This is a genomic window from Candidatus Thiodictyon syntrophicum (assembly GCF_002813775.1).
In the GTDB taxonomy this organism is placed as follows: Bacteria; Pseudomonadota; Gammaproteobacteria; order Chromatiales; family Chromatiaceae; genus Thiodictyon; species Thiodictyon syntrophicum.
In genome coordinates, this window is record NZ_CP020370.1 from 6,454,845 (window position 1) to 6,480,893 (window position 26,049).

The window sequence follows — 26,049 nt, forward strand, 5'->3', positions numbered from 1 at the left end:
AAAACCCGCTGCCTTGGCCGTTGTCGTTGTCGTTGTCGTAATCGAGGTTATCGTAGCGCCCCGGGATTCTCTCGCAAGCCGATGTGCAGCGCTTCTCCGATTACGATTACGACAACGACAACGACAACGACAACGATTCCAGCCCGGCCTGGGAGCGCCGCACCCCAGTGCGGCGCGATCTCGCGGGTAACCCGGGCGGTGCGGGTTGACGAGAGGCCGCGCCGCACTGGGGTGCGGCGCTCCCAGTGCCCAGGTGCGCACTGCCGCACCGGGCCCCATCACCCGCCTCAGTCGCGCGGCTTCTTGCGGAACCCACCCTCGGGCCGCGGCGCCCGGGGGCCGCGGTCATCGGCGCCGAAGCGCCGCGGGGCCGGTCCGCGGGAATCGTCCCGGGGGCGCGGCGGGCGTGGTGCACCGTCGCGGTCATCGCGCGGCGGGCGCGCGGGGCGGGGGGCGCCGCCTTCCATCACCGAGATCTGCAACTCCTTGCCGCAGACGAAGACGCGCTGCAGGTGCGCGAAGATCTCGCGCGGCATCCCGGCCGGCAGGTCCACCACGGCATGGTCGTCCTGGATGTCGATGTGGCCGATATAGCGGCCCTCCAGTCCGGACTCGTTGGCGATGGCGCCGACGATCTCGCGCGGGGTCACCCCGTCGCGGTGTCCGACCTCGATGCGGTGCTGGACCAGGTCGACCCCCCGATCACGCGGGGCGCGCTCCTCACGGTCGCGCGGCGGCCGGCTGTCCGGGCGGAATTCCGGGCGCGGGGCGTCGCGGTAGCCGTCACGCGGCGGTCCCGCGGGGCGCTCGAAGCGCGGGTCGCGGTTGCCGCGGTTGTCGTCGCGCCCATCGTCCCGGTTGCCGTCGCGATTGCCGTCGCGTTCGCGGAAGGGGGGCTGCCCCTGATCACGGAAGGGCGGCTGTCCCTGGTCGCGGTAGGCCGGCCGGGCGTCCCGATCCGGGCGGAAGGGGCGGTCGTCGCGCGCCGGGCCGCGCTCGCGATCACGGTCGAAACGCGGGCGCTCCCCGCCCTGGGCCTCACGCTCGCGCTGGTAGGCCGGACGCTCGTCGGTGCGGGCGCGCACGCCCTGGTAGGGGACCTGGGTGGGCTGGCGGTCACGCTCGCCGCCGAAGGGCCGGTCGTCACGCTGCGGCGGGCGGTCGCGGTTGAAGGAGGGTGCCGGGCGCTCCGCACGGTTGTCGAAGCGCGGGGCCCCGTCCCGGTCGCCGCGCGGCGGGCGCGGGCCGCGGTCGTCGCCGCGCCCGGCCGGGCGCTCGTCGCGGCCGTAGGGCGGGCGGCGCGGGCGCTCATAGGGCCCGTCGCGCGAGTCGCGCCGTGCCTCGCGGGGCGGCTCCTTCACGTCGAGCGGACGCTCGCGCTGGATCAGATAGCTCGCCGCGGCGGCGATGTCCATCAGCTCCAGTTCCTGCTCCTTGGCGACGCGGGCGATCAGGCGGTAGAAGAAGTCCAGGTCCTGCTCGGCCAGGGTCTCGCGCAGTTGGGTGGTAAAGCGGTCGATGCGCGAGGCGCTGAGTTGCTCGGCGGAGGGCGCCGGCATCTCCGGGATCGGGCGGCGGATGGTGCGCTCGATGGAGCGCAGGAGGCCCCGCTCGCGCGGCTCCACCAGCAGGATCGCCTTGCCCGCGCGCCCGGCGCGCCCGGTGCGCCCGATGCGGTGCACATAGGCCGAGGGGTCGGTCGGGATATCGAAGTTGACCACATGGCTGATCCGCTCCACGTCCAGCCCGCGGGCGGCCACATCGGTCGCCACCAGGATGTCGAGCTGGCCGCCCTTGAGCCGGTCCACCGTGCGCTCGCGCATCTCCTGGTTCATGTCGCCGTTCAGGGCCTCGGCCGCGAAGCCCTGGGAGCGCAGCTTGTCGACCAGTTCCGTGGTGCCGCCCTTGGTGCGCACGAAGATCAACATGCCGTCGAAGGTCTCGAGCTCCAGGATGCGGGTCAGGACGTCCGCCTTGTGGAAGCGGGTGACCACGACATGCTGCTGCTCGATGGTGTCGACCGTGGCGGTGGCCGACTCGATGCGGATCTCGACCGGGTCATTCAGGTGCTCACGGGCGACCTTCATGATGCCCGGGGGCATGGTGGCGGAGAACAGGGCCACCTGACGCTCGGGCGGGGTCTGCTCGAAGATCCAGTCGATGTCCTCGGCGAAGCCCATGTTGAGCATCTCGTCGGCCTCGTCCAGGACCAGGGCCTTGAGCGCGACCAGCGACAGGGTGCCGCGGCGCAGATGGTCCATGACCCGCCCCGGGGTCCCGACGATCACCTCCGGCGCGCGCTGGAGCTGGCGGACCTGGAGCCCGTAGCTCTGTCCTCCATAGATGGGCGCGACATGGAAGCCCGGGATGTGGTGGGCATAGCGCTGGAAGGCCTCGGCGACCTGCAGGGCCAGTTCCCGGGTCGGCGTCAGCACCAGCACCTGCGGCGGCTTGGCCTGCGGGTCCAGGCGCGAGAGCAGCGGCAGGGCGAAGGCCGCCGTCTTACCGGTGCCGGTCTGGGCCTGGCCCATGACATCGCGGCCCGCGAGCAGCGGGGGGATACAGCGCAACTGCACCGCGGTGGCGGTCTCGTAGCCCAGTTCCGCCACGGCGCGGGCGACCTCGGCGGAGAGGCCGAGCGTCGCGAAGCCGTCGTCGGGGGTCTCCTCGACGGGCGCAGCCGACGCCGGGGCGGCGGCGATCGGGGCCGGGGCCGACGCGGCGGCGGGCGGCTCGGTCACGGGGGCGACGGGGGGCGGGTCGTCGACCGGCTCCGTGACCGGCTCATTGACCGGCTCGTCGTCCGGTTCGCTGACCGGTGCGGTCGCGGCCGCGGCGACCGGATCAGCATCGCCCTCGGCAATCAGCTCGGCGATCACGGCGATCGGATCGGCGGTCGTCTCGGCGACGGGTGCCGCGATCGACTCGGTGCTCAGTTCGGGATCGACGCTTTGCGCCTCGTTGCCGGCTGCCGCGGCGGTGTTGGGGGTATCCATAGGGGGCGGGCCTCGCAGAGTGAATGGTGCCTGGCATACGTCCAGGGAGTGCAGCATCCGGAGGAGTGCGTCCGAGGAGGGGGGTCGGCAGGGGGATATCGCGGGAAACCGGGCATTATGGTCTGACGGGAGGCCGGATGCAACACCCAAAAGCGACCAAGGGGCCGGGGTGCGATCGGAACTGCTGTGGTGGCCGCGATCCCGGGGCGTTGTCGTTGTCGTTGTCGTTGTCGTTGTCGAATAATCCGACCACGATTACGACAACGACAACGACAACGACAACGACGCCCGGTCCGCGAGAACGTCCGGTCACTGTAGGGTCCGCTGTGCGGACCGAGCGCCGCCGCCCTCTCCCCTCCCCCCGTTCGGGAGCGTCAATCTGATCGCCACCCTGACCGCGGACCAGGTCAAGGCGGTCCCGCCGGCGCTGGCGGAGGCCGCCGGCGTCACCCTCGCCCGCGCCGGGCCGGAGCGACTCAGCCCCCCGCGTCACTGCCGTTAAATCAAGCCTCACCCGCACTCCGCCCCGACCCGGGAGCGCCGCACCCCAGCGCGGCGCGATCTCGCAGACCACCCCGCCGTGTGGGTTGAGCAGAGCCCGCGCCGCACTGAGACTGGGCAAGTATTCCCGTAGGATGGGTAGAGCGCAGCGAAACCCATCGTTTGCGCGGCGCGAGGGTGACATCCGTCGCGGCCTGGGGGCCGCTCCTACGCCGTAGGAGCGGCCCCCAGGCCGCGACGGGTTGCCGCAAGGGCCTGTAGCCGGAGTGATGATCAAGGCCGCGGGCAGCGGCGTATCGCCAGTTCTGCAAGGACAGCGACTTCACCCTCTTGGAGGACCCGGCCAAGGCAGCCGGGCGGGCGATCCGGGCGCAACCGGGTGCGCACCAAAGCCCCCGGGACGACCGACACCGCAGTCCGTAGACCAACCGCGTCATCCGCTGGGCATCGGTTGGGGCCTGCGGTGCCCATTTTTTCGTCGGCGGCCACAACCACCGTCCGCACCCTTGGCGGGCGCCGGGGTGCGCCCCCTGCTGGCGTATTGGATCATGGCACCAGCAACGGCGCGGCGTTGATCCGGGATGACGGCGGGTCGGTCGCTGCTGCTGGTGCGAGGCGGCGCCAACCAGCGGCTTTGGGCGCGGCCACGCCGATCAAAAAACGTGACCGAGGTCATTGTTTAACGATCGCCGTGCCTTTACACTCGCGATCGTTTGTTGCCTGCGTCTGATTTGCGCGCTTCTACGTCGGCGCGCTCTGATCCGCGGGAACATTACAGAAACCAGACTGAATCCGTCGGTTACCATGGGCACAGAATCCGTGAAGTGCTTCCAACACAGACATCGGTTTGACGAAAGCAGTTGGTGTTTACGGACTTGGCTGGAGTCACTCAAGAATATTGGTATCCTAGCGCAACCTAGCTCATTAGTATCCTAATGCAATCTTGAACATTGCGATCCTAGTCCAATCTAGAACACGTTGAACTAATCCGCTCCGCGGGGCCTTCCGCGGCCATCCCGCAGCGCCATTGAATAGCGAATGAAGCGCGGATAAGCCCAGCCGTCCCACGGTTACCCGCGGCCCCGCCCCGTCCCCCATCGTCCACACTCGTAACGGCCCACTCCGGGTCGTTGACCGAGAACCAGACGATGACACCCCTGCGTCAGCAGATGATCACGGCCATGCAGATGCATGGCTTCTCGCCGCGCACCCACGAAAGCTATCTCGACGCGGTGCGTGACCTCGCCAAATTCACCCGGCGCTCCCCGGACACCCTGGAGCACGCCGATCTCACGCGCTACTTCGAGCATCTGGTGGTGCAGCGCAGTTTGGCCCCGGCCAGCGTGCGGCTGATGTACAACGGCATCCGCTTCTTCTATCTGCGGGTGCTCGGCTGGCCGACGGTCGACCTGGAGGTCACCTTACCCAAGCGCCCGCAGCGCATCCCGGAGCTGCTCACCCGCGGCGCGGTCGCCGCCATCCTGGCCGCCTGCGACAATCCGCGTTACCGCATGATGTTGACGGTCTGCTATGGCTGCGGACTGCGCCTGAGCGAAGTCCTGGCCCTGCGGGTGCAGGACATCGACGGCGAGCGCCGACTGCTGCGGATCACCCAGGGCAAGGGGGCGAAGGACCGCCTGGTCCCACTCTCACCGACCCTGCTGGAGGCGTTGCGGGACTATTGGCGCCTCTATCGGCCAGCGGATTGGCTGTTCGCCGGGCGCGCCGGGACGCCGCTGTCGCCGACCGGCTTGCAGAAGGCCTTCACCGACGCCAAGCGCCAGGCCGGCGTAACCACGGTCGGCGGGATCCATGGGCTGCGCCACGCCTACGCCACCCATCAATTGGCGGGCGGGTTGTCGGTGGAGCGCCTGCAACGGTTGATGGGCCACCGCAGCATCCAGACCACCCTGCGCTATGTGCATTGGCTGCCCAGTGCCAGCGAGGGCGAAGGGACCCTGGACCTGCTTGCCCAATTGGAGGCCGGCCATGGCTAATACCTCCCTGCAAGCGGTCATGGCGGCGTGCCTGTCCGGTTATGCCGAACATCACCCGTTGAGCCCGCACCAATGGCAGGTCTGTCATCACATCCTGGACTGTCGTACCGCCGCGCTGGGCGGCTTCGCCCTGGAATGCGACCAGTGTGGGGATTGCCCCTTCCTCTATCACGCCTGCCGTGATCGCCATTGCCCGCGCTGCCAACGCCGGGCCTCCGAGGAATGGGTCGAACGCCAGCGTGCGGCGGTGCTGCCGGTGACCTATCACCATCTGGTCTTCACGCTACCCGACACCCTCAACGGCTGGGTCGAGGTCCACCCCGAGGTGATCTACGCCTTGCTGTTCGAGACGGTGTGGGCGACCCTGTCCGCCTTCGCTGAGGACCCCAAGCGCCTGGACGGGCAGTTGGGGATGACGGCGATGCTGCACACCTGGGGGCAGACGCTGGTACGCCATGTCCACCTGCACTGTCTGGTGCCGGGCGGGGCCTTTGGCGCCGACGGGACCTGGCATCCGGCCAAGAGTACCTATCTGTTCCCGGTGCGGGCGCTGTCGCGGCACTTCCGCGGCGGTTTGGTCAGCCGGTTGCGCCGGGCCTTCAAAGACGGGCGACTGTCGCGCCTCACGGCCGCGGAGGTTGACCGCGTCCTCAACGCCCTGATGCAGCCCGAGTGGGTGGTCTATTCCAAGCCTTGTCTGGCGCGCACCGACACCGTGATCGAGTACTTGGGCCGCTACAGCCATCGCATCGCCCTGTCGGACCGGCGGCTGCTGGCCTTCGATGAAGAGGACGACACGGTGGACGTCCGCTACAAGGACTACCGCGACGGCAGTCGCAACAAGGTCATGACCCTGACCGGCGAGGAACTGATCCGGCGCTTCCTGCTGCACGTCTTACCCAAAGGGTTCATGCGCGTTCGTCATTTCGGTTTCCTGGCCAACCGCTGCCGGGCGCGCTGTCTGGCGCTGATCCGTGCGGCGCTGGCGGCCCCGCCGCCGACGCCGGAACCCGCCACGGCACCGGCGGCGACGGCGCCCTTTGACGGCTATCCCTGTCCCAAGTGCCGCACTGGGCGCTTGCACGTCACCGCGCACCTGGCCCCGCTACGGCGTGGTCAGGGGGTTTCGCTGATGCCCGCCACCTGCTAAGCCTCAGCGCCCGCCGGCCGTCCGGGACAGGCCGCCCGCGGCCTGCGTTCGCGCTCGCCCAACATCCGGGAAATGGGCTACACTTCGTCCTCAATAGCCCGTTGTCCAGCCCCGCGGAGCCCTGCGGAGGCCCGCTTGGTGCCGCACCGAGCGGCATCCGGGTGCTGCAACGTGGTCCGGGACCGACCGGCGCCCCGGCCTCAGGGATACAATTCCCTCTCTTAAAGAGGACCGCGGCCGCAGCAGGCGTCGTGCCAGGAGCGGATTAGTCCAACAAACGTTTATCCGTCGTGCGCGCGCGGCGTCGCGCTCCGACTCGGGGTCAGTTGGGCGCGCACGACGGATAAACGCTTATTCGTTAGGCCCAAGAGATCCCTGGAATCCGATATGCCTCCCATACCGCCGCAGATGTCATCAAGCAACGAGAAGCCAAGCTGAGCAAGCAGGTCTATGTAAAAAACGACGCCATTGTGATTAACGTAAGTTTTGAGTATTCAATCGCCCTTAACCGGTGCGACACCGCAGAGAAGCTGCTGGATTGGGTCTGTCACATCGCCGTAAAGCCTTGGATGACGGGCGATATCTTACGCCGTTTCGTTGAAACGGCATGCCGAGAAAACGGGATCGAGATGGACAAAAATTTTGTAACAGAATGAAAATCTTCACCATGCACCTCAGACCCGTTGTTTGAGGGGATATCCATTGCACTCAGGCAAAGACAGATGGAATCAAACGGTGGATGTGCGTTAGCTCTATTACTGTTCGTCGCAGCTGGAATCGCGGGCGGCCTTGCATCCTTTGCTTTCGATGTGGATATGGACAGGGGGTTCAAGATCGCATTTTCTATTGCGGCAGTTGGGCTTGTAGCTTTCGCTTACGGCGCAACAAGACGGTAAAGGGATGGCAAACCCCTTGAATATGGACTGCAATTGGGGAAAGACCTCGTTTGTTCCCCGGAAACTGGGAGCAGACCACGTTTGTCTCAATTTTGCTTAAAGTGCGGATGAAGCTGGTCTCTCCTCTATTGCGGTTGTTGGCATCCCCCTATTGCCCCGCCGTTGCTCGTAGCGACAGATCCGAGGAAGAAATGATGAACCAAGGTGCGCGAATTGTTGTAGCTTTTTCTGCTATTGCCTGCGTCTTAACTTTCTGGAGTTTCTTCGGCGCATCCCCGTCGTCCGCGAATATTCCACAAGAATGCTCGATCTCGAAAAGCTATGGTGCTTTTAGAGGCGCCTTTATGGGAGGAGTGATCATTATGATATTCGAGGGGGATGATGGCATCATCAGATGGGTGAACTACGACTGCAATGTAGAGCGAATCTTCCGTCGTTATTAGCAGGGGGAAATTGGGAAAAGGGCCCAGGCTCAATTATCAACCCAGAGAATGGCCTCCGCCGTAGGAACGCCGGGTAACCGGCGTTCCTACGGCGGAGCCGCTTATGGTGGCGCAGCATCTCGCTGCACACATGAAGAAAAGGACAAACGAAATGCTACCCGAGAAGGTGAATTTTAGTTGCATGGTTGTTCTCGTCGCAACCATGTTACCGTTGGCCGCCGCAAACGCAGATTTTCGTTGCCGAGACGGAAATCTCATCAACACAGGGGACTCAATGTCATACCTCATGAATAAGTGCGGCAGCCCGATGTCCCAATCCGACCTTGTTAACAACTTCGGCGCCGTTATAGGACAACGCTTGCGCTACGAAGACCGTAACGATAGCAGCTGGGTTTACGTCGTGGACATTTACAGTGGAAAAGTAACGAGAGTCGTAACAGAACGCCAATAGCAGTAGTTCGAGGAAAAAAAGAAAAAAAAGGGGGTTATTAGGGACAGACCACGGTTTCCCTGTGAGTCCCCTGCCCCAACAGCAAAGAAGACAAAGAATGCCTGACCTTTTTCTAGAAAGCGAGCACGCGCCACGCGTGTTGCGCTAATTCGCTAGCGCATCAGGGGCGCGCGCCGCTTGAGGCTTTAGGTTACGACCCTCCGACAGAGCGATCTGTACGTTTCCGAAGAGAACTTCTTATGGCTATTTCGCGCAGAAACCTTGTTGTATCCGCCATCTCAGGGTCGATTTTGTTGCTCAGTCCTGTCCAGCAAACATTTGCCTTCTGGCCGCTCTTGCTGAGATTTGTTGTGGGAGGTGCTATTCGCAGCACAGCGAGCAGAGCAGTTGTTTCTACTGCGGCGAGAGCGGCTGCGGGAACTGCAGCAAGGCGCGGTGCAGCAGGGGCTATTGTTCGTCGGGAATCAATGAAAAGGGTAGCATCGCTGAAGGTTTCAGCAGGTTTGGTGGCGTCCGTTTCCCCTACCGTATATGCTCTAGCGGAGGAACATAACGCAGAAGCAATTTGGGTACAACAAGGCTACGATAACGAATTCGAGGCAGTTCTTGGGAACGACAGCCAGGATCCAGTGGCCAGCCAATTATATGTAGGCATCGAGGATGTCCCGACCGGTTCGATAGAGCGCGAAAAGCACTGCGGACTTCTTTCGGCAGGTCCTAGCGATACTTTTCGCTTCTCATTTAACATCGCAGACTTGCCTTACCCGGGGGTCAAGAGAATAACTGGCAGAACCACCGATCCTGCAATCAAGTGCTTACCAAGCGGTGCGATTATCGTTGCATCACAAGATGACGTTTCTACCCAATATGAATAGCACACCTTATTTTAGAGCGGTTGCTTGCCTCTCGACGCTATTGATAACCGCGTGCGCATCGCGATCCGATATCAACGAAGGCAAAGAGCAAATTAGGGAGGTTTCGATTAATCAACAGTCAATTCATGGAGATCTTAAGAAGCTCCATGCCGAGTCGGAAGCTGAATTTTCCAGACTCCGATCTCGGCTCAGCGAAGTCGAGGCACAGGTGTCGGAAATCAGGGAAAAGACGGATCAGTTCAAGGTTCAGCGAAGCAGCAACAGCCTTCTCTTCGTCCCCTCGGAATGAGGAAAAAGAGGGATATCGGGGACAGGCCAAGGGATATCGGGGGATATCGGGGACAGGCCACGTTTAATTGCCACACGACGCAATGAGGCCCAGTCAGAGAATCCATCGTGGTCGGTCCCCTGTTTCCTTCTGATCCGTGGGAACATTAGAGAAACCAGACCGACTCTAGGTTGTGACGGGGTGCTCTTGACCTCCCGTCCTGGCAAAGCTTAGGGTTACGTGCCGCAATATCCACGCAACAACGGGAGTCAAGCTATGCCACCACGTCCACCGCCGGCGCCGCGTCAGCAGATGACGAGGTTGCACTGGCTGTTGTTAGTCCTGATGGTCTTGGCCGTCGTGTCCCTGCTGTCGATCCCGTTCACCCGCGAGGCCACGCCACCGGCGCGGGTCGTGACACGCCCTGCAACGCAGCAACTGGCGCACCCTGCCGCCGCGCCTGTCGAGGCCAACTGGTGGCAGGGTGGGCGCCTGCACAACGTTTCCCTCTTGACTTGGCGCGATGCCAGCGAGGCCAACAAGCTCGCCACCGCCGGGGACTGGCTGGCCAACACCAAGTGGAAAGGCCACGTCAACACGCCGGACGATCTGCGCCGGATTCGGCTTGCGGCTGAGCGACTGGTGCGTGCAATGGACATCGTTGCCGCGGCCCACAACAGCGACTATCAGAACACCGGGGCCATCGCCGCGGGCATCATCGCGCTCTCAAACGATTCTGGACCTTGACCCGCCGCCCGCCCGGGTCCATGTAACAGGCGCGCAATAGGGGACACGCGTAATAGCGCGGATGGGGTCAAGCGCGGATGGAACGGGTCTTCAACGGATGCAAACGGATGGGGTCACAAACGGATGGAACGGATGGAACGGATGGGGCCAGGTCTTGACTTATTCCTCCCGGCAGAAGTCAAAACCTGACCCCATTTCCCTTAAGAACGCCTGGCTGGCGCAGCATAGCTCAAGACATTTGAAGGTGAGCATTTATGACCAGTATTTCTGAGATCGAGATCGCTGTGGCGAACCTCTCCCGTCAAGACCTTTCTGCTTTTCGCGATTGGTTTCAGGAATTTGACGCTGACGCTTGGGACCGACAATTGGAAGCCGACGTTTCTGCAGGACGTCTCGACATGCTCGCTGAAGAAGCATTGCGAGACCTTCGGGAGGGACGCTGCACTGACCTGTGAGACACCGCACCAATCCGAAATTCTGGAAATTCTATGCTTTGCTTCCTACAAGTATTCAGCGGCTTGCCGACGAGAATTTTGAGGCTCTAAAATGTGATCCGTACCACCCATCACTTCATTTTAAGAAATTTAGATGAGCGCAGAAGCGATGACGTTGGATCAGGTAAGGGCCGTTGGCATAGACGCCCTAAGTCGGAGCCTCGGGCCAGTTGGAATGATAAGATTCTTGCAACAAACGGAAATGGGGTGGGGCGACTACACAAGCGATAGAGAAACGTGGCTCGGAGACCCAGACCTAAGGGAACTATTCAATTCGATCAAAGCTAGCGAATCGGAGGATATCGGCACGGATGGGGTCTGACTTATTCCCCCCGGCATAAGTCAAGACCTGACTCCATTTCCCTATGAATCCCCTGCTCCGACAGCAAAGAAGAGCCTAATGACCGATAGGAGGCACAATGCGCGTTAACCCGAACAGTTACGACAAAGACGTGATAGCTTGGGCTAACGAACAGGCTCGACTGCTTCGGGCCGGGCGTTTCGATGCACTGGACATCGAACATATCGCCGATGAGATCGAAGACGTGGGAAAAAGCGAAAAACGCGAATTGGCAGGCCGCATGGCGGTACTCCTGGCACACATGCTGAAGTGGCAGTATCAGCCAGGAGGAAGGGGCAATAGTTGGCGGCGAACCATCAAGGAGCAACGCAATCGAGTCGGGCTCTGTATTGATCAGACACCAAGCTTGCAAGCGGATTTGCGAAATTCCGTTTGGTGGTCTGACGTGTGGTCTGATGCGGTTGCCAAAGCGTCGCAAGAAACCGGGTTAGGTGATTTCCCGGAATCCTGTCCCTGGACCTTCGATCAAATCATGAATCCGGAGTTTTGGCCTGCGTCGCTCGACTGACCCTATCCCCTGACGTTAGCGAGGATCAAGAAGTGACGTCGTTTGATATCCTCGACACAATCACCGCCATCGAGACGATTGCAGCCGGCCAGGGCGTATACATTAGGCGCTACTTGGAGCGTACTTACGGCAAGGGTCGATGGCGCAAGATGAAAGGATTGGCTAATCTCCGACTTTCCGATGGCACAACTTGTTACGCCGAAATTCATTGGTTTGAAGCGCATGGCGTCGGGCGCAGAGACTTCAAGATAAAGAAGGTAATAGAATGAACAATTTCGTAATTTGCATCGATAACGAAGACAATCCCGCCAGCCTGATATTGGGTAAAGTCTACGCTACACTACCAGATGCGATTGCCGCAGCACACAACATGGTGCGCGTTATTGATGAAGACAAGTCGGAGTCCGACGGCTATCTGTATGAAGCATCTATGTTTGCCCACATCGAATTGCCGGAGACGGTGAGGCTGGCTCTCGAGCAGCGCGGGCAACTTTAGCGGTAGAGGGACCTGCGGCAAGGGAAAATGGGGTCGGTACCGAATCGCACTGACTGAAATCGAAAGTCTATCTTGAAACATCGATCGTAAGCTACCTGACGGCAAGAAGTAGCCGCGACTTGGTGGTTGCTGCGAATCAGGAGCTTACGCGCGAGTGGTGGGATTCGCGCCGGGCCGCTTTTGATCTCGCATTGATGGCGTGTGTCGCGCGATGGGTTTTGAACCCCCGATAATCTGCACGCCTCAAGAGTTACTGGAGCTTTAGCTATGTGGCACGACCCGATCGTCGATGAAATGCACAAGGTACGAGAAGAGTATGCCAGGCAATTTGACTTCAATGTCGATGCTATTTGCAAAGACATCCAGAACAAACAAATAGCAAGCGGCCGTCAGCTCGTATCATTTCCAGCACGTAAGCCGACGCCAAAGAAGAATGCGGCCTGAGAACGGGCAGCCGAATAAATGATCGTTCAGCCCCCTCGCCGCGGTGCGGCAGGATGGGTTTCGCTGCGCTCTACCCATCCTACGGGAAACCACCACCTGAGACTGCTTGGGGGCGAGCGGACGCCGGGGGGCTAAGCGGTTGCGAGGGCAATCGTATCGAGAGTGCCGCCTGGCACCCCCTGATCATCACCCGGAACGGCGCGCCGCCGACGGCGGACAGTGCGAGGACCAGGGACAAACCGAGTAGACGTTGCATTGCGAGATTCTACATGATCGATACGAAACAGAGCTTGGCCAGCCTTGGCCTCGCCGCCTGGACGGCGCTGGCCGCGGCCGGCGACCAGGCACAATTCCACCCGCTGGGCTTCTCCGAGAGCGGTCAATACTACGCCTTTGCGCAGACCGGCACCCAGGACGGCTCGGGCTTTCCGTATGCCGAGGTCGGGGTGGTCGATGTCGCCAAGAACGATCTGGTGGCGAGCAAGACCGTGCTCATCGAGTCGGAGACCGGCGCAAGCCCCGAGCGGGCGCTTAAGCAGGCTTTAGGCGAGGTCAAGCTCAAGCGCTTCGGCATCGTCAAGGGCCAGGAGACGGGAGAAAACCTCCTGTGGCGCGAGCCGGGGGACGCGGACGCAGACGCCCCGAATCGCTTCACCTTCATGAGTATGGGCCACGGGCCGGCGGTCGCGCAGGAGCCGGAGTACGAGATCGTCGTGGAAACGACCAAGACCGCGCCCCCGGCGGACGACCCCTTTTGCGCCGAGCTGGGCGGTGCGCAGCGGCTCAAGCTCTCACTGGCCGGACGGGAGCGCTCCGACGGCGCGGTGCGCGTCCTCCAGGATGACCAGCGGCTACCCCGGAGCCGCGCCTGTCCGCTCGGCTACCAGGTCCGCGGCATCGTCGAGTACGGCACGGGACTGGCAGTGGTCCTCGCCTACACCCGCCCGGGGTTCGAGGGGCCGGATACGCGCTATATGGTCGTCACCGGCAACGTGGTGCCCCTGCCCTGACCCGGGGAAGCAGTCGGCAGGCGATCAGCCCCGCGACATTCATTTGCGGAAAAGGGCTTGGACTCGATTCGATTTTTCTCCGTCGGCAAGCTTAATCTGAGCCAGGCACCTTACCCCTGGCCGGCCTTGATCATAACTCCGGCCGCGGCGATCGGTCCGCACAGCGGACCCTACGGTAAGCCCGCGCTCCGTAGGGTCCGCTGTGCGGACCAACGGCCTCGCGGTGAGCCTGGTGGCCGGAATTATGACCAAGGCCCCCTGGTCCTTACCCCGGGATGTTCCCCCGGCCTTCTGGAGTGATCAGTGGCATTATGTGATCGACAGTCACTTTGACGATGATTTACGATGATTATCAAGCTTTTGGCGCGTATCGGCGTCTGGGGTCACTTACTGGCCTGGTTGACCTTAATGCTGTTCTGGTTTGCAAGCGAGCCGTTTGCGCGTCGTACTAATCCCACCATCGAAGTGCTGGCGGTTCTGGCGATTTGTTTCTTTGTCAGCTCCCTCGTCGCGAATATTTCTCTGCTTGGTTGGATACGCCCTCGTCACCCGGTAGAAGTCGGTGTCTATGTCTCATTTTCCATTCAACTGTTATTCCTCTTCTGGCTTGTCTGGCTCTTCGGCTTCTCCGACGGGTAGCGTCGCGGTTATTAGGAGAAGACGGGCCGGGATCGAAAAAATCCGGCCTCCTGACAAGCCCGACCCGCCGGCCTTGATCATGGTTCCGGCCAGCGATGCTCAATTGGAGTCCAAGGCTTCAGCCTTGGCCTGTAGATCCAAGGCTGAAGCCTTGGACTCCAGCGGGCCGGCGCCGCGGCTGGCCGGAACCATGACCAAGCCCGACCCGCCGGGAATAGCGGAAACGGGGGAAGGTCCAACGTTTCTTGCGCAAGCCGTCGCCAGTGCAGATCAATGCAGCACCGCGTCCAGACTGTCCGCGGTGAGGATGCGGTCCGACCAGCGCAGCAGGCTGTCGGGGTCCGCGCTGCTGATGCGTGCGCGCACCGTCTCGCTCGGGGGACCGAATTTCCGGTCGATCTGCCGCAGCAGCATAGCGGCCTCACCCTCCTGTCTGCCCTCTTGTCTGCCCTCCTGTCTGCCCTCCTGTCTACCCGCCTGTCTGCCTTGCTCAATATAGCGGTCGATAAAGGTTTGCATGATTGGGTCTCCCGTGGGGTTCTGTTCCAGCAGGGCGCGGACGTCGCGTTCTTCCACGCGCCCGGTGCCTTGGACATAGTAGCGCAGCAGGGATTCCAGGATCTCCAACGCGGTGGTCCGGTCCTCGACCTGCTCGATCAGCGTCAGTAGATTGCCCAACCGCGCGAGGGGCTCTTTGCTGAAGATCCAGCGCATCGACCAAGCGGAGCCTGGAAGAATCGGGCGGACGGTCGCTGATTCTCAAGAAAGCCGGGGCTGGGTTATCGCGCAACGCGCTAATATCGTTGAGATCTTGTGCAAGCCGTCGCCAGTGCAGATCAATGCAGCACCGCGTCCAGACTGTCCGCGGTGAGGATGCGGTCCGACCAGCGCACCAGGCTGTCGGGGTCCGCGCTGCTGATGCGTGCGCGCACCGTCTCGCTCGGGGGGCCGAATTTCCGGTCGATCTGCCGCAGCAGCATAGCGGCCTCACCCTCCTGTCTGCCCTCCTGTCTGCCCTCCTGTCTACCCGCCTGTCTGCCTTGCTCGATATAGCGGTCGATAAAGGTTTGCATGATTGGGTCTCCCGTGGGGTTCTGTTCCAGCAGGGCGCGAACGTCGCGTTCTTCCACGCGTCCGGTGCCTTGGACATCGTAGCGCAGCAGGGATTCCAGGATCTCCAACGCGGTGGTCCGGTCCTCGACCTGCTCGATCAGCGTCAGTAAATCGCCCAACCGCGCGAGGGGCTCTTTGCTGAAGATCCAGCGCATCGCCAACTGGACCAGACGGGTCAGCACGGCGCCCTTGATCTCGGCGTTGGTGCGAGCGCAGATGTCGTGCAGCGCGTAGGTGAACCGTGGCACGAAGGGCGCCAGCACCGCTGGCAGCGGGGCGATCAGGTCATGGAAGTTGCGGGGTGCGCGCCAGCGTCCTTTGCCGTGATAAATCACCAGCGGATAGATCGGCGGGAGCCGCCGGGCCTTTGGGTGTTGCTTGCGGTAGGCATCGCCCTCGGCCGCGAGGTAGCGCAGCAATTGCAGCAGCGTCCAGTATTCCGGGCTGCTCTTGTGCTCGAACAGGACGTATACTCTAAATTGAAATTATTTGAGATTTTCTAATGCGCTGAAACTTTAAAGAAAACAGGGTCTTCATTTCGCTTTTGCATTGAGCGTTCGCATCGCTCAAGCAGTTTGATATTGCGCTCTTGAATTTCGGAAAATCCTCGTAATATTTTGAATAAAGTGCTTTTTTCTTTACGTATCTCCATAATCTTTCGATCAGATTAAGATTTGGTGAGTAGGGAGGTAGATAAAGCAGATCGATTTTCAGCTCTTGTGCAAGCTCAGCCACAATGCGACATTTTTGGTATTTTGCATTATCTAAAATCAGTGTGATGGCTTCGCCAATGTGACATGCAGCAATCTTACGTAGGAGCGCGCAAACACTGATCGCGTCAATATATGTATCATTGGTGACCGTGACGATATCATGGGTCACAGCATTCAGGGCACCCAAGACATTAAATCGCTTACGGCCAGCAGGCGCTTTGATAAATAGGCGCGTAAATGACCACAGGAAACCCAAAAATGGAGCAAGTACAAAATGGGCGGCATCAACGAAATAGACGTGACGATTCCCGGCTATCGCCTCATTCAGAATTGGTTGTAACTTGTTGTTTATAAATGCTTCCTGTTCGTCGGGATCACCTTTTGCTGGAACCATCCCGACTTTTCTCCGATACATGCCGATAGAAAGCAAGAAGGTGCGAACGCTACCGAGACTACGCTTGATACCGGTTAGTTTTTCAATTTCAGAAGCGGTCTCCTTTAAGCTGCCAGGCGGATGTTCAGAAAAATGTTTCTTTAGGAGATAACGGTGGTCTTGTAATTCGCTTTGAGGGCGATACGGTCGCCGCTTCATAACTTTGTCGAGCCCACCATCTATATAGCTACGAATCGTGGTTATAATCGTATTTCCAGAAGCACTGCTAAGCCGAGCGATTTCATGATTAGAATATCCAAGTGACTTATACCAAAGAATACTCATGCGCTTGCGAATTACCGGAGATGAATCGTAGAGACGAGCCTTCTCAATGATATCCTTATCTCGATTAGGGAACTCGCAATTGTACATGTCATGGCTCCATAAGAATTCAAAGATTGGGAGGGGCTACCTCCCTAGCTTGCTCGGGCAGCAGGGAAAATGCTATTTATAATACCGCAACCTATGCCTATAGCAAGTATAGATCGTCAAGGGTCCGTCGCGATGGCGTACGCGATAGACCAGATCGGAGTAGGCCGAGCGCAGATCGGCCGGGGAAAACGGGCCAGGCTCGAATGGCGCTAAGTTACGCACGAGACCTCATGAGAACAGTGTCTTGCGGGGCGGCCAGCCTGCTGCCCGAAACGCTCCAGTACCAAGCGGAGCCTGGAAGAATCGGGCGGACGGTCGCTGATTCCCAAGAAAGCCGGGGCTGGGTTATCGCGCAACGCGCTAATATCTTTGAGATCTTGCGCAAGCCGTCGCCAATGCAGATCAATGCAGCACCGCGTCCAGACTCTCCGCGGTGAGGATGCGGTCCGACCAGCGCAGCAGGCTGTCGGGGTCCGCGCTGCTGATGCGTGCGCGCACCGTCTCGCTCGGGGGGCCGAATTTCCGGTCGATCTGCCGCAGCAGCATAGCGGCCTCACCCTCCTGTCTGCCCTCCCGTCTGCCTTGCTCGATGTAGCGGTCGATGAAGGTTTTCATGATTGGGTCTCCCGTGGGGTTCTGTTCCAACAGGGCGCGGACGTCGCGTTCTTCCACGCGTCCGGTGCCTTGGACATAGTAGCGCAGCAGGGATTCCAGGATCTCCAGCGCGGTGGTCCGGTCCTCGACCTGCTCGATCAGCGTCAGTAGATTGCCCAACCGCGCGAGGGGCTCTTTGCTGAAGATCCAGCGCATCGCCAACTGGACCAGACGGGTCAGCACGGCGCCCTTGATCTCGGCGTTGGTCCGGGCGGAGATGTCGTGCAGCGCGTAGGTGAACCGTGGCACGAAGGGCGCCAGCACCGCTGGCAGCGGGGCGATCAGGTCATGGAAGTTGCAGGGTGCGCGCCAGCGTCCTTTGCCGTGATAAATCACCAGCGGATAGATCGGCGGGAGCCGCCGGGCCTTTGGGTGTTGTTTGCGGTAGGCATCGCCCTCGGCCGCGAGGTAGCGCAGCAATTGCAGCAGCGTCCAGTACTCGGGGCTGCTTTTGTGCTCGAAGAGCACGTAGATAGTCAGGGGTCCGTCGCGATGGCGCACGCGATAGACCAGATCCGAATAAGCCGAGCGCAGATCGGCCGAGACATAGGTGTCCTTGGAGATTTCCAGGGTTTCGAGGTCGATCTCGGCCAGCAGTTCGGCCGGCAGGTGGTGCCGCAGGAAGTCTACGGCGATCTCCCGGCGGCCGAAGCTCTCGCGGAAGTAGGTGTCGTGGGGGGTGGCGATGTCGTCCATGGCGTCAGAGATTAATCGCGGCGCCTTGGCGGCGCAAGCGTCCGAGAGTCGCGGCCCGACCAAGACACGATCGGCCCAGTCCTCGTGGGCCAAGCCGCTGAGCGGGTCGGCGACCCAAACAGGGGAAAACGAGGGGAAAACGGGCCATGCTCGAATGGCGCTAAGTTACGCACGAGACCTCATGAGAACAGTGTCTTGCGGCGCGGCCAGCCTGCTGCCCAAAACGCTCCACTACCAAGCGGAGCCTGGAAGAATCGGGCGGACGGTCGCTGATTCTCAAGAAAACCGGGGCTGGGTTATCGCGCAACGCGCTAATATCGTGGAGATCTTGAGCAAGCCGTCGCCAGTGCAGATCAATGCAGCATAGCGTCCAGACTGTCCGCGGCGAGGATGCGGTCCGACCAGCGCACCAGGCTGTCGGGGTCCGCGCTGCTGATGCGTGCGCGCACCGTCTCGCTCGGGGGGCCGAATTTCCGGTCGATCAGCCGCAACAGGATAGCGGCCTCACCCTCCCGTCTGCCTTGCTCGATGTAGCGGTCGATGAAGGTTTGCATGATTGGGTCTCCCGTGGGGTTCTGTTCCAACAGGGCGCGGACGTCGCGTTCTTCCACGCGCCCGGTGCCTTGGACATAGTAGCGCAGCAGGGATTCCAGGATCTCCAGGGCCGTGGTCCGGTCCTCGACCTGTTCGATCAGGGTCAGCAGGTCGCCCAGCCGCGCGAGGGGCTCTTTGCTGAAGATCCAGCGCATCGCCAACTGGACCAGACGGGTCAGCACGGCGCCCTTGATCTCGGCGTTGGTCCGGGCGGAGATGTCGTGCAGCGCGTAGGTGAACCGCGGCACGAAGGGCAGCAGCGCCGTCGGCAACGGGGCGATCAGGTCGTGGAAGTTGCGGGGTGCGCGCCAGCGTCCTTTCCCGTGATAAATCACCAGCGGATAGACCGGCGGGAGCCGACGGGCCTGCGGGTGTTGTTTGCGGTAGGCATCGCCCTCCGCCGCGAGGTAGCGCAGCAATTGCAGCAGCGTCCAGTATTCCGGGCTGCTCTTGTGCTCGAACAGCACGTAAATCGTCAGGGGTCCATCGCGATGGCGAACGCGATAGACCAGATCCGAGTAGGCCGAGCGCAGATCGGCCGAGACGTAGGTGTCCTTGGAGATTTCCAGGGTTTCGAGGTCGATCTCGGCCAGTAATTCAGGCGGCAGGTGGTGCCGCAGGAAGTCGATGGCGATCTCCCGGCGGCCGAAGCTCTCGCGGAAGTAGGTGTCGTGGGGGGTGGCGATGTCGTCCATGGCATCGGAGATTAATCGCGGCGCCTTGGCGGCGCAAGCGTCAGCGAGTCGCGGCCCGACCAAGACACGATCGGCCCAGTCCTCGTGGGCCATGCCGCTGAGCAGGTCGGCGACCCAAACAGGGGAAAACGGGCCCGGCTCGAATGGCGCTAAGTTACGCGCGAAACCTCATGAGAACAGTGTCTTGCGGCGCGGCCAGCCTGCTGCCCGAAACGCTCCAGTACCAAGCGGAGCCTGGAAGAATCGGGCGGACGGTCGCTGATTCTCAAGAAAACCGGGGCTGGGTTATCGCGCAACGCGCTAATATCGTTGAGATCTTGCGCAAGCCGTCGCCGGTGCAGATCAATGCAGCACCGCGTCCAGACTGTCCGCGGTGAGGATGCGGTCCGACCAGCGCAGCAGGGTGTCGGGGTCCGCGCTGCTGATGCGTGCGCGCACCGGCTCGCTCGGGGGGCCGAACTTCCGGTCGATCAGCCGCAGCAGGATAGCGGCCCCACCCTCCTGTCTGCCCTCCTGTCTACCCGCCTGTCTGCCTTGCTCGATATAGCGGTCGATAAAGGTTTGCATGATTGGGTCTCCCGTGGGGTTCTGTTCCAACAGGGCGCGGACGTCGCGTTCTTCCACGCGCCCGGTGCCTTGGACATAGTAGCGCAGCAGGGATTCCAGGATCTCCAACGCGGTGGTCCGGTCCTCGACCTGCTCGATCAGCGTCAGTAGATTGCCCAACCGCGCGAGGGGCTCTTTGCTGAAGATCCAGCGCATCGCCAACTGGACCAGACGGGTCAGCACGGCGCCCTTGATCTCGGCGTTGGTGCGGGCGGAGATGTCGTGCAGCGCGTAGGTGAACCGCGGCACGAAGGGCAGCAGCGCCGTCGGCAACGGGGCGATCAGGTCGTGGAAGTTGCGGGGTGCGCGCCAGCGTCCTTTGCCGTGATAGATCACCAGCGGATAGATCGGCGGGAGCCGGCGGGCCTGCGGGTGTTGCTTGCGGTACGCGTCGCCCTCCGCCGCGAGGTAGCGCAGCAACTGCAGCAGCGTCCAGTATTCGGGGCTGCTCTTGTGCTCGAACAGCACGTAGATCGTCATGGGTCCATCGCGATGGCGAACGCGATAGACCAGATCCGAATAAGCCGAGCGCAGATCGGCCGAGACGTAGGTATCCTTGGAGATGTCCAGGGTTTCGAGGTCGATCTCGGCCAGCAGTTCGGCCGGCAGATGGTGGCGCAGGAAGTCCACGGCGATCTCACGGCGGCCGAAGCTCTCGCGCCGGTCGACGCTGTTATAAGATATCATTCCATCCAACCCCACTCCTGACCGGACGTTGCCTATGTCGCTCGCTCCACTCTGCAATCTCCACCGTCCGCGGGCGCGGTGCGCGGGGCGCGCCCTTGCCCCGGCCCTGGCCCTCGCCCTGCTCTGGTGGTGCGGCCCGGGCGGTGCCGCGGACGGCGCGCCGGGTGCCGAGCCGCTGCCGGTCTTCGTCAGCGTGGTGCCCTTGCAGACCTTCGTGGAGCGGATCGGCGGCGATCAGGTCCGGGTGCAGTCGCTGGTTGGGCCAGGTCAGAACCCTCATGCCTACGAGCCGACGCCCAGGCAGGTGGCGGACCTGGTCGGCGCCGAACTCTATGTGCGCGTGGGCGTGCCGCTGGAGGATGCCTGGCTGCCGCGCATCCGCGCGACCAACCCGGGGTTACGGGTCCTGGATGTCCGCGATGGCCTGGCGCTGCGGCCCCATGACCAGGTCCAACCCGCCCCGGGGCCTGAGGGCGACGCGGACCATGGGCACGGCGACCACGATGACGAGCACGGAAACGACCACGGCGCCCTGGACACCCACGTCTGGACCAGTCCGCCGCTGGTGAAGTCTATCGGGGCCGCGATCCGCGCCGCCCTGAGCGACCTGCGCCCGGGGCAGGCGGCTCTCTTCGACGCGAACTATGCGCGCTTCGCCGCCGATCTGGACGCCCTGGATACGGAGATCCGTGACCAGCTCAAGCCCCTGCAGGTGCGCCGCTTCCTGGTCTTTCACCCGGCCTGGGGCTATTACGCGGACACCTATGGACTGACCCAGGTGGCCATCGAGTTCGAGGGCAAGGAGCCAGGCCCGCGCGCCCTGGCCGGCCTGATCGACGCGGCCCGCGCCGCCGGGGTGCGGGCGGTGCTGACCCAACCCCAGTTCAGCCCGCGGGCGGCGCAGCAGGTGGCGGAGGCGATCGGTGGGCGGGTGGAGTCGGTGGACCCGCTGTCGGGCGACTATTTCGGCGCCCTGCGCCGGGTGACCGGGGTGATCGCCGGGGGTCAGACCCCGTGAGCGCGCCGGTCATCGAGCTTCGCGGAGTGGGCTTTTCATTCGGCGACGCGCCGGTGCTCTCGGACATCGATCTGACGATCGCCGCACGCGAGTTCGTCGGGTTGGTCGGACCCAATGCCGGCGGCAAGAGCACGCTGCTGAAGCTGATCCTCGGGCTGCTGGTCCCCCAGACGGGGCACATCCGTGTGCTGGGCGTGCCGCCGCGGCAGGCGCGCGGGCGCCTGGGCTATGTGCCCCAGTACCCGACCTTTGCCCGTGATTTTCCCATCTCGGTCGAGCAGGTGGTGCTGATGGGCCGCCTGGGTTTCGGTCGCGGACTGGGCGCACAATTGGGCTGGTACCGGGCGGCGGACCGGGCGGCGGCGCGGCTCGCCCTGGCCGAGGTCGAGGCCCTGGACCTTGCCGCCCGGCGGATCGGCACCCTCTCCGGCGGCCAGTTGCAGCGGGTCCTGCTGGCGCGCGCCCTGGTGAGCGACCCGCAGATCCTGATCCTGGACGAACCGACGGCGAACATCGATCAACGCATGGAGGGCGACATCTTTGAACTGCTCGCGCGGCTGAAGGCGCGCCTGACCATCCTGGTGGTCTCGCACGACATCGCCTTTATCTCCGCCTATGTCGACCGGGTGGCCTGCCTCAATCGCACCCTGATTGCGCACGACACCACCGCGATCGATGGCGACCTGATCCACCGGCTCTATCCGGGCGCGGTGCGGGCGGTGGCGCATGTCCATTAATCATAAAATCCACAGATGAACACAGATGAACACAGATGAACACAGATTTTCCTTGAACTGTCATGCGCTTATTGCTACTGTCACAATCACCCGCAAGGTGAGCCCCCGACCAAGCGTAAGCCAATAAATCATCTGTGTTCATCTGTGTTCATCTGTGGATAAATGCTCTTTCTGAGTTAATCCGAAGAGTTTTTTTCCCGGTGATCTGTATCGCAATGACTGTCGGGATTGAACCATGACCGAGTTCCTGAACGCACTCACCGAGCACGCCTTCCTGCGCACGGCGCTCCTGGCCGGGCTCCTGGCCAGTATCGGCTGCGGGGTGATCGGGACCTATGTCGTCGTCAAGCGCATCGCCTTTCTGGCCGGCGGCATCGCCCATTCGGTCCTGGGGGGCATGGGGGCGGCGCTCTATTACGGCTTCGACCCGCTGCTCGGGGCCCTGCTGGCGGCGGTGGCGGCGGCGCTCATCATCGGGGTGGTGCGCCTCGCCTGGAGCGCCCAGGAGGACACCCTGGTCGGCGCCATCTGGGCCATCGGTATGGCGATCGGCATCCTCTATATCGCCAAGACCCCGGGCTACAGCGCGGACCTGATGAGCTATCTGTTCGGCAACATCCTGCTGGTGCCGCGCCGGGACCTGTGGCTGATGGCGGGGCTGGACCTGGGGCTGGTGCTGACCGTGGTGCTGTTCTATCGGCAGTTTCTGGCGGTGAGTTTCGATGAGGAATTCGCCCGCCTGCGCGGGGTGCCGGTCACCTTCTTCTACCTGCTGCTGCTGTGTCTGGTGGCGGTGACCGTGGTGCTGCTGATCCAGGTGGTGGGGCTGATCCTGGTGATTGCGCTCCTGACCCTGCCGGCCGCCGTCGCCGGTCACTGGGTGCACTCACTGGGGGGCATGATGGGGATCGCGACCCTGCTCGGGGCCGCCCTGACCTCCGCCGGGCTGGCCCTGTCCTATGGCCCCGATCTGCCGGCCGGCCCGACCATGATCCTGCTCGCGGGCGCGGTCTATGTGCTGTCCGCGCTCGCGAGCGGCCTGTACCGGGCGCGGCGGGCGCGACGGGTGACCGGGTCGGGCCGCTCCACCGCGCCGGGGTTGTCGGCCGATGAACCCTGACACCGACGGGGCGCTCGCCCGCGCCGCGGCCCTGTGCGGGGAGCGCGGCGTGCGCCTGACGGAGCAGCGCCGCCGGGTGCTCGCGATCCTGTGCGCGGCCGGCCGACCCGTCGGCGCCTACGAGATCCTGGAGGCGCTGCGCGCGGGTCCGCGCCCGGCGGCCCCGCCGACGGTCTATCGGGCGCTGGACTTTCTGCTGGAACAGGGCCTGATCCACCGGCTCGAGAGCCTCCACGCCTGGGTCGGCTGCGACCACCCGGGGCGGCCGCACCTGAGCGAGTTTCTCATCTGCCTGGAGTGCGGCGGCGTCACCGAGATCGAGGACGCGGCGGTCCAGCAGAGCCTCGCGCGGCTCGCCAGCGGGAGCGGCTTCGCGCCGCGGCGGCGGGTGGTCGAGGTGATGGGGACCTGCGCCGACTGTGCCGCCAAGGATGGCTGAGCCGCTGCGGGCAGCAGAGCAAAAACCCCCGTCGCGTCCCGCGGCGGGGGTGTCGCGCTGCTTGGTCTGGTGTGGTCTACGCAACCGCCGGTGGGCGGTTCTTCCGTCCCTGGGTACCAGGTGGCGACAACTTCAGTATCGTGCAGGTTCCCGATTGCGGCTGTCCGGACCCGCCGGACCCCGCGTCAGCCATCTTCGCCGCTGGTTGTAGGCATTGTCCGACCAGGTTTCACGTCAGCCCGATTGCGGCCAACCGGCGCGCCCCCTATCCTGGCGGCCATGAACAAGACCCAGCGCGACCTTTATCCCCCGATCACCCCCTATGCCACCTACGAACTGCCCGTCGGCGATGGTCATCGGCTCTACGTGGAGCAGTGCGGGCGCCCCGACGGCATCCCCGCAGTGTTCCTGCACGGCGGTCCGGGGGCCGGCTGCGAGCCCGCCCACCGCCGCCTCTTCGACCCCCAACGCTACCGGATCATCCTGTTCGACCAGCGCGGCTGCGGTCGCTCCACCCCCCACGCGGGCCTGGAGGCCAACACCACCTGGGACCTGGTGGCGGACCTGGAGCGCATCCGCGAGCGGCTCGGTATCGCGCGCTGGCTGGTCTTCGGCGGCTCCTGGGGCTCCACCCTCGCGCTCGCCTATGCGCAGACCCACCCGGAGCGGGTGCTGGCCCTGGTGGTGCGCGGGATCTTCCTGTGCCGGCCGGCGGAGGTCCGCTGGTTCTATCAGGAGGGCTGCAACCAGGTCTTCCCCGACTACTGGGCCGACTTCCTGGCACCGATCCCGCCGCCGGAGCGCCACGACCTGCTGGCCGCCTACCACCAGCGACTCACCGGCGCCAACGAGATCGGGCGCCTGGCCGCCGCCAAGGCCTGGTCCATCTGGGAGGGCCGCACCGCCACCCTGCTCACCAACCCCGACATCCAGGCCCACTTCGCCGACGCCCACCTGGCCCTGAGCCTGGCGTGCATCGAGTGCCACTATTTCGTCCACGACGCCTTCCTGCGCCCCAACCAACTGCTGGAAGACGCCGGCCGGCTCGCCGACCTCCCCGGGGTCATCATCCAGGGCCGCTACGACCTGATCTGCCCCATGCGCTCCGCCTGGGAACTGCATCAGGCCTGGCCCAGGGCCGAGTTGCGGGTCATCCCGGACGCCGGTCACTCCGCCTTTGAGCCCGGCATCCGGGCCGCGCTGGTGACCGCCACGGACCAGTTTGCGCGCGTACTGGGATGATCGGCCTGCTGCAGCGAGTGACCCAGGCCCAGGTGCAGGTGGACGCCGCGCCCATCGGCGCCATCGGCCGCGGCCTCCTGGTCCTGGTCGCGGTGCAGCCGACCGACACGCCGGCGCGCGCCGAGCGCCTGCTGGAGCGCCTGCTCGGCTACCGGGTCTTCCCCGACAGCGACGGGCGGATGAACCTGAGCCTGCGCGAGATCGGCGGCGGCCTGCTCCTGGTCCCGCAATTCACGCTGGCCGCCGACACCCGCAAGGGCACCCGCGCGAGCTTCACCAGCGCGGCACCGCCCGCCGTCGGAGAGTTGTTGTTCGATCACCTGGTGGAACGTGCCCGCGCCGCCCACCCGGTGGTTGCGACCGGCCGCTTCGGGGCGGATATGCAGGTCAGTCTGGTCAATGATGGGCCTGTGACCTTTTGGCTGGAGGCTTGAGACCGACGCCTTGACGCGCCGTTTGCAGCAATACCGCCTCGCTGCAACAATGGCCTGATGCGAGCCTCAATCTTTTTTCGGTTTAGCCCTGAAAGGGCGTGACACAACGGCGGGGTTCCTTATGTCACGCCCTTTCAGGGCTGGGGTCTGTTATCCGTCCAGGGCCTTGCCCTGGGCTGGTATGTCGCGCCCCTTCGGGGCTTGAGCGACGCAAGGTTAG

27 protein-coding genes and 1 pseudogene are annotated in these 26,049 nt (G+C 63.1%); 20 read left to right on the plus strand and 8 right to left on the minus strand.

What is annotated here, in order from left to right:
• Positions 1 to 83: 83 nt before the first annotated feature.
• Positions 84 to 209: a hypothetical protein gene (locus THSYN_RS36780; protein WP_257791209.1), complete on the plus strand. Its 126-nt coding sequence runs from the start codon at positions 84 to 86 to the stop codon at positions 207 to 209.
• 78 nt (positions 210 to 287) lie between these two features.
• On the opposite strand, the gene THSYN_RS37610 is transcribed toward THSYN_RS36780, so the two are convergent.
• Both THSYN_RS37610 and THSYN_RS37615 read right to left on the minus strand, forming a co-directional pair.
• Complete coding sequence (locus THSYN_RS37610) at positions 288 to 1,085, minus strand: DbpA RNA binding domain-containing protein (protein ID WP_472297478.1); 798 nt, start codon at positions 1,083 to 1,085, stop codon at positions 288 to 290.
• Positions 1,086 to 1,223: 138 nt separating this feature from the next.
• A pseudogene (locus THSYN_RS37615) lies at positions 1,224 to 2,702 on the minus strand (DEAD/DEAH box helicase); the annotation flags it as partial.
• A 1,943-nt stretch (positions 2,703 to 4,645) separates the two neighbouring features.
• On the opposite strand from THSYN_RS37615, the gene THSYN_RS27675 reads away from it, so the two are divergent.
• The 13 genes from THSYN_RS27675 (at position 4,646) to THSYN_RS27735 (ending at position 14,276) form a co-directional block, all read left to right on the plus strand.
• Entirely contained in the window at positions 4,646 to 5,494 is an 849-nt protein-coding gene (locus THSYN_RS27675; protein WP_100917453.1) for a tyrosine-type recombinase/integrase, read from the plus strand.
• Positions 5,487 to 6,644 carry an IS91 family transposase gene (locus tag THSYN_RS27680; RefSeq protein ID WP_100917452.1) on the plus strand — a complete coding sequence of 386 codons (1,158 nt, stop codon included), beginning with the start codon at positions 5,487 to 5,489 and terminating at the stop codon, positions 6,642 to 6,644. Before THSYN_RS27675 ends, THSYN_RS27680 begins: the two co-directional genes overlap by 8 nt.
• A gap of 1,003 nt (positions 6,645 to 7,647) precedes the next feature.
• On the plus strand, positions 7,648 to 7,983 hold the full coding sequence (locus tag THSYN_RS34420) for a hypothetical protein (protein WP_157817977.1): 336 nt from the start codon (positions 7,648 to 7,650) through the stop codon (positions 7,981 to 7,983).
• A 202-nt stretch (positions 7,984 to 8,185) separates the two neighbouring features.
• Positions 8,186 to 8,434 (plus strand): DUF2845 domain-containing protein, encoded by a 249-nt coding sequence (locus THSYN_RS37515; RefSeq protein ID WP_418219953.1) that lies wholly within the window; start codon positions 8,186 to 8,188, stop codon positions 8,432 to 8,434.
• Between the two features lie 239 nt (positions 8,435 to 8,673).
• Positions 8,674 to 9,309: a hypothetical protein gene (locus tag THSYN_RS34425; RefSeq protein WP_157817978.1), complete on the plus strand. Its 636-nt coding sequence runs from the start codon at positions 8,674 to 8,676 to the stop codon at positions 9,307 to 9,309.
• A 544-nt stretch (positions 9,310 to 9,853) separates the two neighbouring features.
• Entirely contained in the window at positions 9,854 to 10,324 is a 471-nt protein-coding gene (locus THSYN_RS27695; RefSeq protein ID WP_157817979.1) for a hypothetical protein, read from the plus strand.
• A 254-nt stretch (positions 10,325 to 10,578) separates the two neighbouring features.
• Entirely contained in the window at positions 10,579 to 10,779 is a 201-nt protein-coding gene (locus tag THSYN_RS27700) for a hypothetical protein (RefSeq protein ID WP_100921967.1), read from the plus strand.
• Positions 10,780 to 11,237: 458 nt separating this feature from the next.
• Positions 11,238 to 11,687 carry a DUF29 domain-containing protein gene (locus tag THSYN_RS27710; protein WP_100921968.1) on the plus strand — a complete coding sequence of 150 codons (450 nt, stop codon included), beginning with the start codon at positions 11,238 to 11,240 and terminating at the stop codon, positions 11,685 to 11,687.
• Positions 11,688 to 11,719: 32 nt separating this feature from the next.
• Complete coding sequence (locus THSYN_RS27715) at positions 11,720 to 11,956, plus strand: hypothetical protein (protein ID WP_100921969.1); 237 nt, start codon at positions 11,720 to 11,722, stop codon at positions 11,954 to 11,956.
• Positions 11,953 to 12,183: a hypothetical protein gene (locus THSYN_RS27720; protein ID WP_100921970.1), complete on the plus strand. Its 231-nt coding sequence runs from the start codon at positions 11,953 to 11,955 to the stop codon at positions 12,181 to 12,183. Before THSYN_RS27715 ends, THSYN_RS27720 begins: the two co-directional genes overlap by 4 nt.
• A 267-nt stretch (positions 12,184 to 12,450) precedes the next feature.
• The gene (locus tag THSYN_RS35030; RefSeq protein ID WP_172965349.1) at positions 12,451 to 12,627 is read left to right on the plus strand and encodes a hypothetical protein; all 177 of its coding nucleotides are present in this window, start codon (positions 12,451 to 12,453) and stop codon (positions 12,625 to 12,627) included.
• Positions 12,628 to 12,896: 269 nt separating this feature from the next.
• Positions 12,897 to 13,637 (plus strand): DUF2259 domain-containing protein, encoded by a 741-nt coding sequence (locus THSYN_RS27730; protein WP_157817980.1) that lies wholly within the window; start codon positions 12,897 to 12,899, stop codon positions 13,635 to 13,637.
• Between the two features lie 345 nt (positions 13,638 to 13,982).
• Positions 13,983 to 14,276 carry a hypothetical protein gene (locus THSYN_RS27735; protein WP_100921972.1) on the plus strand — a complete coding sequence of 98 codons (294 nt, stop codon included), beginning with the start codon at positions 13,983 to 13,985 and terminating at the stop codon, positions 14,274 to 14,276.
• Between the two features lie 270 nt (positions 14,277 to 14,546).
• Here THSYN_RS27735 and THSYN_RS36340 read toward each other — a convergent pair whose 3' ends face one another.
• From THSYN_RS36340 to THSYN_RS27765, 6 genes are all read right to left on the minus strand, one after another.
• Positions 14,547 to 14,990, minus strand: a complete 444-nt coding sequence (locus THSYN_RS36340) for a DUF4351 domain-containing protein (RefSeq protein ID WP_236848727.1) — start codon at positions 14,988 to 14,990, stop codon at positions 14,547 to 14,549.
• 122 nt (positions 14,991 to 15,112) lie between these two features.
• The gene (locus tag THSYN_RS36345) at positions 15,113 to 15,808 is read right to left on the minus strand and encodes an Rpn family recombination-promoting nuclease/putative transposase (protein WP_236848728.1); all 696 of its coding nucleotides are present in this window, start codon (positions 15,806 to 15,808) and stop codon (positions 15,113 to 15,115) included.
• A gap of 55 nt (positions 15,809 to 15,863) precedes the next feature.
• A complete protein-coding gene (locus tag THSYN_RS27750; RefSeq protein ID WP_100917916.1) occupies positions 15,864 to 16,907 on the minus strand; it encodes an IS630 family transposase in 1,044 nt (347 codons plus the stop codon).
• A gap of 402 nt (positions 16,908 to 17,309) precedes the next feature.
• On the minus strand, positions 17,310 to 18,257 hold the full coding sequence (locus THSYN_RS27755) for an Rpn family recombination-promoting nuclease/putative transposase (RefSeq protein ID WP_100921974.1): 948 nt from the start codon (positions 18,255 to 18,257) through the stop codon (positions 17,310 to 17,312).
• 353 nt (positions 18,258 to 18,610) lie between these two features.
• Positions 18,611 to 19,546 (minus strand): Rpn family recombination-promoting nuclease/putative transposase, encoded by a 936-nt coding sequence (locus THSYN_RS27760; protein WP_157817981.1) that lies wholly within the window; start codon positions 19,544 to 19,546, stop codon positions 18,611 to 18,613.
• 342 nt (positions 19,547 to 19,888) lie between these two features.
• A complete protein-coding gene (locus THSYN_RS27765) occupies positions 19,889 to 20,839 on the minus strand; it encodes an Rpn family recombination-promoting nuclease/putative transposase (protein WP_100921976.1) in 951 nt (316 codons plus the stop codon).
• Between the two features lie 34 nt (positions 20,840 to 20,873).
• Here THSYN_RS27765 and THSYN_RS27770 point away from each other — a divergent pair, with 34 nt between their 5' ends.
• The 6 genes from THSYN_RS27770 (at position 20,874) to dtd (ending at position 25,829) form a co-directional block, all read left to right on the plus strand.
• Positions 20,874 to 21,857, plus strand: a complete 984-nt coding sequence (locus THSYN_RS27770; protein ID WP_100921977.1) for a metal ABC transporter solute-binding protein, Zn/Mn family — start codon at positions 20,874 to 20,876, stop codon at positions 21,855 to 21,857.
• Positions 21,854 to 22,594, plus strand: a complete 741-nt coding sequence (locus THSYN_RS27775) for a metal ABC transporter ATP-binding protein (RefSeq protein ID WP_100921978.1) — start codon at positions 21,854 to 21,856, stop codon at positions 22,592 to 22,594. Before THSYN_RS27770 ends, THSYN_RS27775 begins: the two co-directional genes overlap by 4 nt.
• 235 nt (positions 22,595 to 22,829) lie before the next feature.
• The gene (locus tag THSYN_RS27780) at positions 22,830 to 23,714 is read left to right on the plus strand and encodes a metal ABC transporter permease (RefSeq protein WP_100921979.1); all 885 of its coding nucleotides are present in this window, start codon (positions 22,830 to 22,832) and stop codon (positions 23,712 to 23,714) included.
• Entirely contained in the window at positions 23,704 to 24,153 is a 450-nt protein-coding gene (locus THSYN_RS27785) for a transcriptional repressor (RefSeq protein ID WP_100921980.1), read from the plus strand. The genes THSYN_RS27780 and THSYN_RS27785 overlap by 11 nt, the downstream gene beginning before the upstream one ends.
• 279 nt (positions 24,154 to 24,432) lie before the next feature.
• The gene (gene pip / locus THSYN_RS27790) at positions 24,433 to 25,395 is read left to right on the plus strand and encodes a prolyl aminopeptidase (protein WP_100921981.1); all 963 of its coding nucleotides are present in this window, start codon (positions 24,433 to 24,435) and stop codon (positions 25,393 to 25,395) included.
• Positions 25,392 to 25,829 (plus strand): D-aminoacyl-tRNA deacylase, encoded by a 438-nt coding sequence (gene dtd / locus THSYN_RS27795; RefSeq protein ID WP_100921982.1) that lies wholly within the window; start codon positions 25,392 to 25,394, stop codon positions 25,827 to 25,829. The genes pip and dtd overlap by 4 nt, the downstream gene beginning before the upstream one ends.
• Positions 25,830 to 26,049: the final 220 nt, after the last annotated feature.

Bases quoted from the DNA above. Each gene is read 5' to 3' on its own strand.
- THSYN_RS27675 (WP_100917453.1), top strand. From the start codon at position 4,646: ATGACACCCCTGCGTCAGCAGATGATCACGGCCATGCAGATGCATGGC.
- THSYN_RS27680 (WP_100917452.1), top strand. From the start codon at position 5,487: ATGGCTAATACCTCCCTGCAAGCGGTCATGGCGGCGTGCCTGTCCGGT.
- THSYN_RS34420 (WP_157817977.1), top strand. From the start codon at position 7,648: ATGAAGCTGGTCTCTCCTCTATTGCGGTTGTTGGCATCCCCCTATTGC.
- THSYN_RS37515 (WP_418219953.1), top strand. From the start codon at position 8,186: ATGTTACCGTTGGCCGCCGCAAACGCAGATTTTCGTTGCCGAGACGGA.
- THSYN_RS34425 (WP_157817978.1), top strand. From the start codon at position 8,674: ATGGCTATTTCGCGCAGAAACCTTGTTGTATCCGCCATCTCAGGGTCG.
- THSYN_RS27695 (WP_157817979.1), top strand. From the start codon at position 9,854: ATGCCACCACGTCCACCGCCGGCGCCGCGTCAGCAGATGACGAGGTTG.
- THSYN_RS27700 (WP_100921967.1), top strand. From the start codon at position 10,579: ATGACCAGTATTTCTGAGATCGAGATCGCTGTGGCGAACCTCTCCCGT.
- THSYN_RS27710 (WP_100921968.1), top strand. From the start codon at position 11,238: ATGCGCGTTAACCCGAACAGTTACGACAAAGACGTGATAGCTTGGGCT.
- THSYN_RS27720 (WP_100921970.1), top strand. From the start codon at position 11,953: ATGAACAATTTCGTAATTTGCATCGATAACGAAGACAATCCCGCCAGC.
- THSYN_RS35030 (WP_172965349.1), top strand. From the start codon at position 12,451: ATGTGGCACGACCCGATCGTCGATGAAATGCACAAGGTACGAGAAGAG.
- THSYN_RS27730 (WP_157817980.1), top strand. From the start codon at position 12,897: ATGATCGATACGAAACAGAGCTTGGCCAGCCTTGGCCTCGCCGCCTGG.
- THSYN_RS27735 (WP_100921972.1), top strand. From the start codon at position 13,983: ATGATTATCAAGCTTTTGGCGCGTATCGGCGTCTGGGGTCACTTACTG.
- THSYN_RS36340 (WP_236848727.1), bottom strand. From the start codon at position 14,990: ATGCGCTGGATCTTCAGCAAAGAGCCCCTCGCGCGGTTGGGCAATCTA.
- THSYN_RS27750 (WP_100917916.1), bottom strand. From the start codon at position 16,907: ATGTACAATTGCGAGTTCCCTAATCGAGATAAGGATATCATTGAGAAG.
- THSYN_RS27755 (WP_100921974.1), bottom strand. From the start codon at position 18,257: ATGGACGACATCGCCACCCCCCACGACACCTACTTCCGCGAGAGCTTC.
- THSYN_RS27760 (WP_157817981.1), bottom strand. From the start codon at position 19,546: ATGGACGACATCGCCACCCCCCACGACACCTACTTCCGCGAGAGCTTC.
- THSYN_RS27765 (WP_100921976.1), bottom strand. From the start codon at position 20,839: ATGATATCTTATAACAGCGTCGACCGGCGCGAGAGCTTCGGCCGCCGT.
- THSYN_RS27770 (WP_100921977.1), top strand. From the start codon at position 20,874: ATGTCGCTCGCTCCACTCTGCAATCTCCACCGTCCGCGGGCGCGGTGC.
- THSYN_RS27780 (WP_100921979.1), top strand. From the start codon at position 22,830: ATGACCGAGTTCCTGAACGCACTCACCGAGCACGCCTTCCTGCGCACG.
- THSYN_RS27785 (WP_100921980.1), top strand. From the start codon at position 23,704: ATGAACCCTGACACCGACGGGGCGCTCGCCCGCGCCGCGGCCCTGTGC.
- pip (WP_100921981.1), top strand. From the start codon at position 24,433: ATGAACAAGACCCAGCGCGACCTTTATCCCCCGATCACCCCCTATGCC.
- dtd (WP_100921982.1), top strand. From the start codon at position 25,392: ATGATCGGCCTGCTGCAGCGAGTGACCCAGGCCCAGGTGCAGGTGGAC.